The sequence below is a fragment of the Microbacterium umsixpiens genome (assembly GCF_053543675.1).
Window position 1 is genome coordinate 31,912 of sequence record NZ_JBLVOH010000209.1, and the last position, 7,100, is coordinate 39,011.

At 69.1% G+C, this 7,100-nt stretch carries 8 protein-coding genes; 6 read left to right on the forward strand and 2 right to left on the reverse strand.

Annotation, left to right across the window (positions count from 1 at the left end; genetic code table 11):
* The first annotated feature begins 96 nt into the window (after nt 1–96).
* The 5 genes from ACNPM4_RS18145 to ACNPM4_RS18165 all read left to right on the forward strand — a co-directional run bounded on the left by ACNPM4_RS18145 (nt 97) and on the right by ACNPM4_RS18165 (nt 4,613).
* On the forward strand, nt 97–1,152 hold the full coding sequence (locus ACNPM4_RS18145; RefSeq protein WP_448986623.1) for an ABC transporter permease: 1,056 nt from the start codon (nt 97–99) through the stop codon (nt 1,150–1,152).
* Nucleotides 1,153–1,154: 2 nt separating this feature from the next.
* Nucleotides 1,155–2,363 carry a substrate-binding domain-containing protein gene (locus ACNPM4_RS18150; RefSeq protein WP_448986624.1) on the forward strand — a complete coding sequence of 403 codons (1,209 nt, stop codon included), beginning with the start codon at nt 1,155–1,157 and terminating at the stop codon, nt 2,361–2,363.
* Between the two features lie 78 nt (nt 2,364–2,441).
* Nucleotides 2,442–3,296 carry a sugar phosphate isomerase/epimerase family protein gene (locus tag ACNPM4_RS18155; protein WP_448986625.1) on the forward strand — a complete coding sequence of 285 codons (855 nt, stop codon included), beginning with the start codon at nt 2,442–2,444 and terminating at the stop codon, nt 3,294–3,296.
* Complete coding sequence (locus ACNPM4_RS18160; protein ID WP_448986626.1) at nt 3,293–4,300, forward strand: sugar phosphate isomerase/epimerase family protein; 1,008 nt, start codon at nt 3,293–3,295, stop codon at nt 4,298–4,300. The genes ACNPM4_RS18155 and ACNPM4_RS18160 overlap by 4 nt, the downstream gene beginning before the upstream one ends.
* A 19-nt stretch (nt 4,301–4,319) precedes the next feature.
* A complete protein-coding gene (locus ACNPM4_RS18165) occupies nt 4,320–4,613 on the forward strand; it encodes a Dabb family protein (RefSeq protein WP_091031146.1) in 294 nt (97 codons plus the stop codon).
* A gap of 9 nt (nt 4,614–4,622) precedes the next feature.
* Here ACNPM4_RS18165 and ACNPM4_RS18170 read toward each other — a convergent pair whose 3' ends face one another.
* Nucleotides 4,623–5,603, reverse strand: coding sequence for an NYN domain-containing protein (locus tag ACNPM4_RS18170; protein ID WP_400858940.1), 981 nt, complete (start codon nt 5,601–5,603; stop codon nt 4,623–4,625).
* 2 nt (nt 5,604–5,605) lie between these two features.
* A complete protein-coding gene (locus ACNPM4_RS18175) occupies nt 5,606–6,592 on the reverse strand; it encodes a Gfo/Idh/MocA family protein (protein ID WP_400858942.1) in 987 nt (328 codons plus the stop codon).
* 106 nt (nt 6,593–6,698) lie between these two features.
* Between ACNPM4_RS18175 and ACNPM4_RS18180 the strand changes: the two genes are divergently transcribed.
* The coding region (locus ACNPM4_RS18180; RefSeq protein ID WP_448986627.1) for an LLM class flavin-dependent oxidoreductase at nt 6,699–7,100 on the forward strand (402 nt) is incomplete at its 3' end.

Below are 7,100 nucleotides of genomic sequence, written 5' to 3' on the forward strand. Positions count from 1 at the left end.
GGCGGCGCCCGAGATGGCCGCCGCCGCGTCGCAGCTCGCCGACGTCACCACTGTCACCGCATCCGATATCGGCACCGCCACGGAAGGAGGACGCTCATGAACGCGCTGCGCACCCTCGTGAGTCCCCGTGGGGCTGTGTTCCTGCTGCTCGTGCTGCTGCTGGTGGCCGTGACGATCCTCAACCCGAGCTTCGCCGAGCCCGGTCAGTTCATGCGCTTCATCCAGCGGGTGGCGCCCATCGCGATCGTCGCGATCGGCCAGTACTTCGTGATCATCGCCGGGGAGTTCGACCTCTCGCAGGGTTCACTCATCACGGCGCAGGTGATCATCGCCGGCAACCTGGTCGGTCAGGACGACACCCGCACGGTACCGGTCCTGCTGCTCATGATCGTCTTCGCGGTGGCCGTCGGCCTCGTGAACGGGGTGATCACGACACTGCTGAAAGTGCCGTCGTTCATCGTCACGCTCGGCATGATGCTCGCCCTGCTGGGCGGAGTGATGTGGTGGACCGGGGGAGCGGCCACCGGGAACCCGGCCGACAGCTTCCGCGAGATCGGTCGCGGCGGCATCCGCGACGTGCCGTTCCTCGAGTTCATCCCCTGGGCGGTGCTGCTGCTCATCGTCTGGCTGGGACTCGGCATCTGGATCACCAAGCGCCCGCTGGGCAAGACGCTGATCGCGGTCGGCGACAACGCCGGTGCGGTCGACTACGCCGGTGCCCGCCGCGCCTGGGTGACGACGCGCGCGTTCGTCATCTCGTCGCTCTCCGCCTCGCTGTCGGCCGTACTCCTGGTCGGATACGCCGGTGTGCACCCCTCGGTCGGCCGTGGATACGAGTTCACCGCCATCACGGCCGTGGTGCTCGGCGGCGTCGTGCTGGGCGGTGGTCGCGGCTGGATCGTCGGCGCGGTCGCCGGTGCCTTCGCCCTCGAGGCCCTGTTCATGCTGCTCAACATCGCCGGGATCCCCTCGACACTGCGCGATGCCGTGCAGGGCGTCATCATCATCGCCGCGGTCGCCTACTCCGCCGTCGCCTTCCGGGCGCGGCGCAAGCGCGGGCCGCTGCCCTCGGACATCCCTCCCGAAGAACCCAGAATCCCTGAAACCACCAGTTCCACCAGCACCATCAACACAGAAACCAGAGGAGATTAGCAATGCGACGATCGATGAAGATCGCCACCGCAGGGGTGGCTCTCTTCGGCCTCATCGCGCTCGCCGGGTGTACGACCGACCCGTCCGTGGCGCCGGCGGAGTCGGAGAACCCCGAGGAGACGGCAGAGACGACAGAGTGGTTCGACCAGGAGCTCTTCGACAAGCAGGATGAGGAGCGCGGTGTCACCCCTCAGGGGCCGGAAGACGAGCCCTACCTGCAGCACATCAACGCCGAGATGGTCGACACGGCGGAGTTCGCGAGCGAAGGGGCCCAGAAGGCCTGCTTCGCCAACGCGTCGATCTCCAACCCGTGGCGCCAGACCGGCTGGATCACGATGAACGAGCAGCTGAAGTCGCTGCAGGATGCGGGCGCCATCAGCGAGATGGAGACCCGCGACGCGCAGGACTCCGATGACACGCAGATCGCGGACATCGACTACTTCATCGCCGAGGGCGAATGCGACGTCTTCCTCATCTCGCCGAACAGCACGGCGGCCATGACCCCGGCCGTCGAGCGGGCCTGCGAGACGGGCAAGCCGGTCGTCGTGTTCGACCGCGGTGTGAACACCGACTGCCCGGTCACGTTCATCCACCCGATCGGCGGCTTCGCCTGGGGCATCGACACCGCCGAGTTCCTCATCGACAACCTCGAAGAGGGTGACAAGGTCGTGGCACTGCGCATCCTCCCGGGTGTCGACGTGCTCGAGCACCGCTGGGCCGCCGCCGAGAAGCTCTTCGACGAGGCCGGCATCGAGGCCGTGGATCACTTCACGGGCGCCGACCCCGCCGAGATCAAGAGCATCATCAGCGACGAGCTCGCCAAGGGCGACGTGCACGGCATCTGGATGGACGCCGGTGACGGCGCGGTCGCGGCCATCGAGGCGTTCGAGGACGCCGGAGCGGACTACCCGGTCATGACCGGTGAGGACGAGATGAGCTTCCTGCGCAAGTGGAAGGACACGGGTCTCACGGGTCTCGCGCCGGTGTACTCCAACTTCCAGTGGCGCACTCCGCTGCTCGCGGCGCAGATGATCTTCGCCGGCGAAGAGGTTCCGAAGGAATGGGTCCTCCCGCAGAAGCCGATCACGGAGCCCGAGCTCGACGACTACCTGAAGGCCAACGAGGGCATGCCCGACGGCCACTACGCCAAGTTCGGCGGGGAGAACCTCCCCGGCTACCCGACGGTGTGGCAGCAGCGTCAGATCCCGTAACCGAAATCCGCTCCCGCCCTTCCGCTCCGCACCCGCGGGGTGGGAGGGTGGGAGCGCGTCACGATCACAAGGACAACGATGCCCCGCACGATCGCCGTCAACACCTGGGTGTGGACGTCTCCGCTGACCGACGCGACGCTCGAGCCGCTCGCCCGCAAGGCCCAGAGCCTCGGGTACGACGCGCTGGAGCTGCCGCTCGAGAGCGTCGGCGACTGGGATCCCGTGCGCACCCGCGACCTGCTCGACGCGCTCGGGCTCGGCGCGATCGTCGTCGGAGCCATGGGGCCCGGACGCTCGCTGGTCGCCCGTGCCGGCGACGTCGTCTCGACGCAGACGTACCTGCGGGCCTGCATCGCGGCGGCGCAGACGCTCGGGGCCGGAGTCGTGGCCGGCCCCTTCTACGCACCGACCGGCGTGACCTGGCGGATGGATGCCGACGAGCGGGCGGCGGTCGTGGGGGAGCTGCGGGAGAACCTCGCGCCCCTCGTCGCCGAGGCCGCAGAGGCGGGCATCACCCTCGCGATCGAGCCGCTGAACCGCTACGAGACGAGCCTGCTCAACACGGTCGAGCAGAGCCTCGATGCGCTCGGCCCGCTGCTCGGTGCGGGACTCGGACTCGCACTCGACACGTATCACCTCAACATCGAGGAGAAGAAGCCCGCCGAGGCGATCCGTGCCGCCGGCGCCGCGATCGCCCACGTGCAGGTGTGCGGCAGCGACCGTGGTGCCGTCGGCGACGACCACACCGACTGGCCCGGGACCCTCGCGGCCCTCGACGACGCCGGCTATCGCGGCCCGCTGGGGCTGGAGAGCTTCACGGGAGAGAACGCCACCATCGCGGTCGCGGCCTCGGTGTGGCGACCCCTCGCCCCGAGCCAGGACGAACTCGCCGCACGCAGCATCGCTGCCCTCAGGGCATTGGAGTATCCATGAGCACGCATCCGGTCACGCTGTTCACCGGGCAATGGGCGGACCTGCCGTTCGAGGAGGTCGCCCGCCTTGCCGCGGAGTGGGGATACGACGGGCTCGAGGTCGCCGCGTCCGGTGACCACCTCGACCTGCGGCGTGCCGATGAAGACGACGCCTACGTGGCGTCGCGCCGGGAGATCCTCGACCGGCATGGCCTGAAGATCTTCGCGATCTCGAATCATCTCGCCGGTCAAGCCGTGTGCGATGTGCCGATCGACTTCCGACACCAGGCGATCCTGCGCGAGTACGTGTGGGGTGACGGTGAGGCGGAGGGCGTGCGGCAGCGGGCGGCCGAGGACATGAAGCGGGCGGCCCGCGTCGCGCGCAAGCTCGACATCGACACCGTGGTCGGGTTCACCGGCTCCTCGATCTGGCCGTATCTGGCGATGTTTCCGCCGGTTCCGGCATCCGTCATCGAGGGCGGGTTCGAGGACTTCGCCGCCCGGTGGAACCCGATCCTCGACGTGTTCGACGCGGAGGGCGTGCGGTTCGCGCACGAGGTGCATCCGGGCGAGATCGCGTACGACTACTGGTCGTCGGTGCGTGCGCTGGAGGCGATCGACCACCGCGAGGCGTTCGGGTTCAACTGGGACCCGTCGCACATGATGTGGCAGAACATCGACCCGGTCGGTTTCATCGTGGACTTCGCCGACCGGATCTACCATGTGGATTGCAAGGACACCCGGATGCGGCCGCACAACGGCCGGGCCGGCGTGCTCGGCTCGCACCTGCCGTGGGGCGACCCGCGGCGGGGCTGGGACTTCGTCTCGACGGGGCACGGGGATGTGCCGTGGGAGGACTCGCTCCGCGCGCTGGATGCGATCGGGTACTCCGGCCCCATCTCGATCGAGTGGGAGGACGCGGGGATGGACCGCCTGCACGGCGCCCCCGAGGCGCTGGCGTACGTGCGCTCGCTGCTGTGGCCGAAGCCCGAAGCCTCGTTCGACGCCGCGTTCAGCAACCAGTGACCACCCCGACAGGAGCCCCATGCCGATCCAGCACACCGTCGTCTTCCGCCTGATCCATCCGGCCGGCTCCGCGGAGGAGCAGGAGTTCCTGGCGACCGGCCACGCCGTGCTCACGTCGATCCCCGGCGTCGGGGACTTCACGATCCGCCGTCAGGTCAGCGCGAAGAGCGACCTCACGCATCAGTTCTCGATGGTGTTCGCGGATCAGAGCGTTTACGACGCCTACGACGGCCATCCCGCGCACCGGGCGTTCGTCGCGGAGCGGTGGGTGCCCGAGGTCGCCGAGTTCCAGGAGTACGACTTCGTGGAGTGAGGGCTTCGATCAGCCCGTCAGCTCGCGCAGGCGCACGAGACGCTCGTGGCCGGTCTCTTCAAGTTCGGCGATGTCGTCGCGGGACTTGAGGAAGTCGGAGAACGAGCGGTAGCCGAGGGCCTTCTCGCTGAACGACGGGTCCATGCGACGCATGTGCGTCTTCACGGCGGAACTGTGCAGCCACTCGTCGGCATCGGCCTTGTCGTGGCCGAGACGCAGGGCGCGCTCGAGCAGCTGTGTCGCTTCGCCCTGTTCGTCGAGCTTGGGCTCCTCGACCTTGGCCGCGGCTGCCTTCGACCTCGCGCGGCGCGGGGCCTTGGCCTTCGGCGCATCCGCCGCGTCGGCCGTGTCCGGCACCGTCTCCGGCGCGGGCTCCGCCACGGCCTCGGCCTTCGCAGCGACAGCGGGAGCCGCCTTCACCGGACGCACGACACCGGGCAGCGAGTCGTACGACTCGAACTCGTCGCAGGCCGCGGCGAGCGACTTCGCCGTCGAGCCGGAGACGCCGACACCGATCACGTAGCGTCCGAGTCGCTTGCAGCGCTGCGCAAGCGGCACGTAGTCGCTGTCGCCGGCCACGATCACGACGTGCGTGAGGTCGGGCAGGCGGAACATGTCTTCGACCGCGTCGACGGCGAGCCGGATGTCGGCGCCGTTCTTGGCGTACGCGGCGGCCGGGAAGAGCTGCACGAGGTCGACGGCGCGGGCCACGAGCTGCGAGCGGTACACGGCGTTCACGGGGGAGGACCAGTCGGCGTATGCGCGCGTCAGCACCAGGGTGCCGAAGGACGCGGCGTAGTCGATGATGGCGCCGACCTCGATCATGGCGCGGCTGAGGCGCTCGACGACGTCGGGATCGTTCGGGTTCTCGGTGATCCGCTGCCTGTCTTTGCCGTAGGCGTTACGCCCGTGCACCCGGTCGTACCAGGAGATGACGATGTTGTCGAAGTCGAGGTAGACGGCGACGCGGGCATCGGTGGTCTCGGCCATGATCAGGCCTCCTCACGGGGGTAGCGGACGCCGATCTGCGCCCTGATCTCATCGAGAGTGCCCATGATGGCGACGCTCTCGGCGATCGGAAGGATGTCGCCCTCGAGGATGCCGTCGCGCACCAGGCGCTCGGCAGCGAGGGCCTGGAACTGCATGCCGCGCCCGTCGACCTCGGAGACGTACTCCTCCTGCACCGTGCCGTCCGGGAGGGTGACGCGGAACGTGGTGGGGGTGTACCAGACCCGGTCGATGTCGATCCGCGCCTGGGTGCCGATGATGCTGGCCGCGTTCGGCCCGGATGCCCGCGAGGAGGAGAGCGTGGTCGAGATCGCACCGCCCTCGTGGGTCATGACGGTGGCGACCTCGGAGTCGGCACCGGTCTCGATCAGGCGGCCGACGGCGCGGATGTCGGTCGGAGCGCCCAGCATGTCCCAGACGAAGGAGATCGGGTAGATGCCCAGGTCGAGCAGTGCGCCGCCGCCGAGCTCCAGGGCGTTGAGCCGGTGCGTCGGGTCGGTGGGCAGCAGCTGCGTGTGATCGGCGCTGACCGCGCGGATCTCGCCGAGGGCGCCATCGGCGATGAGCTCGCGGATGCGGATCATGTGCGGCAGATACCGCGTCCACATCGCCTCCATCACGAGGAGCCCCTTCTCGGCGGCGAGCGCCTGCAGGTCTTCGGCCTCGGCGCGGTTCAGCGTGAACGCCTTCTCGGCGAGCACGTGCTTGCCGTGCTCGAGCGCGAGCCGGGCGTTCTCGTGATGCATCGGATGCGGAGTGGAGACGTAGATGATGTCGACGTCGGGGTCGGACACCAGCGCCTCATAGGAGGGGTGCGCATGGGCGATGTCGAAGCGCGCGGCGAATGCATCCGCCGACTCCTGGGAACGTGAACCCACCGCCACGAGGTCGAGCCCCGCCGTGCGCAGATCGGATGCGAACGCGCCGGCGATGCCGCCGGTAGCGAGGATTCCCCAACGAAGACCAGTCATGGTCTCAGCGTACGGGGTGGGGTGCACATGTCGGACTGTTACACCCCGAGACGTCCGGCGACGGCCGCCTGGTCGCGGGTGCGCGCCCGCTCCTACCGTGACGAGCATGACCGAACCCCTCATCATCGGCGCCATGGTGCGCACCCTGGGGGCCTACCCCTCGGGTTGGCGGCAGCCCGGCGCGCACCGCGATCCGGCCGCGGACGCCGCCCTCCTCCGGCACATCGCGCGCGAGGGGGAGGAGGCCGGACTCGACTACCTCTTCTTCGGCGACTGGCTCGCGACCGGCCCCGACCTGGAGTTCCGCGACCCGTATCTGCTGGCGCGCATCGACCCGGTGAGCGCGGTGCTGTTCCTCGCCGGGGTCACCTCGCGCATCGGCCTGATCGCCACGGTCAACACCACCTACGCCGACCCGTACACGACGGCGCGCTCGCTGGCATCGCTCGACGTGCTCACGGGCGGACGTGCGGGCGTGAACCTCGTCACGGGCGCCGAGCCGCGCGCC

Excerpts from the sequence above, each read along its gene's own strand:
- ACNPM4_RS18145 (WP_448986623.1), top strand. The coding sequence starts at position 97 with ATGAACGCGCTGCGCACCCTCGTGAGTCCCCGTGGGGCTGTGTTCCTG.
- ACNPM4_RS18150 (WP_448986624.1), top strand. The coding sequence starts at position 1,155 with ATGCGACGATCGATGAAGATCGCCACCGCAGGGGTGGCTCTCTTCGGC.
- ACNPM4_RS18155 (WP_448986625.1), top strand. The coding sequence starts at position 2,442 with ATGCCCCGCACGATCGCCGTCAACACCTGGGTGTGGACGTCTCCGCTG.
- ACNPM4_RS18160 (WP_448986626.1), top strand. The coding sequence starts at position 3,293 with ATGAGCACGCATCCGGTCACGCTGTTCACCGGGCAATGGGCGGACCTG.
- ACNPM4_RS18165 (WP_091031146.1), top strand. The coding sequence starts at position 4,320 with ATGCCGATCCAGCACACCGTCGTCTTCCGCCTGATCCATCCGGCCGGC.
- ACNPM4_RS18170 (WP_400858940.1), bottom strand. The coding sequence starts at position 5,603 with ATGGCCGAGACCACCGATGCCCGCGTCGCCGTCTACCTCGACTTCGAC.
- ACNPM4_RS18175 (WP_400858942.1), bottom strand. The coding sequence starts at position 6,592 with ATGACTGGTCTTCGTTGGGGAATCCTCGCTACCGGCGGCATCGCCGGC.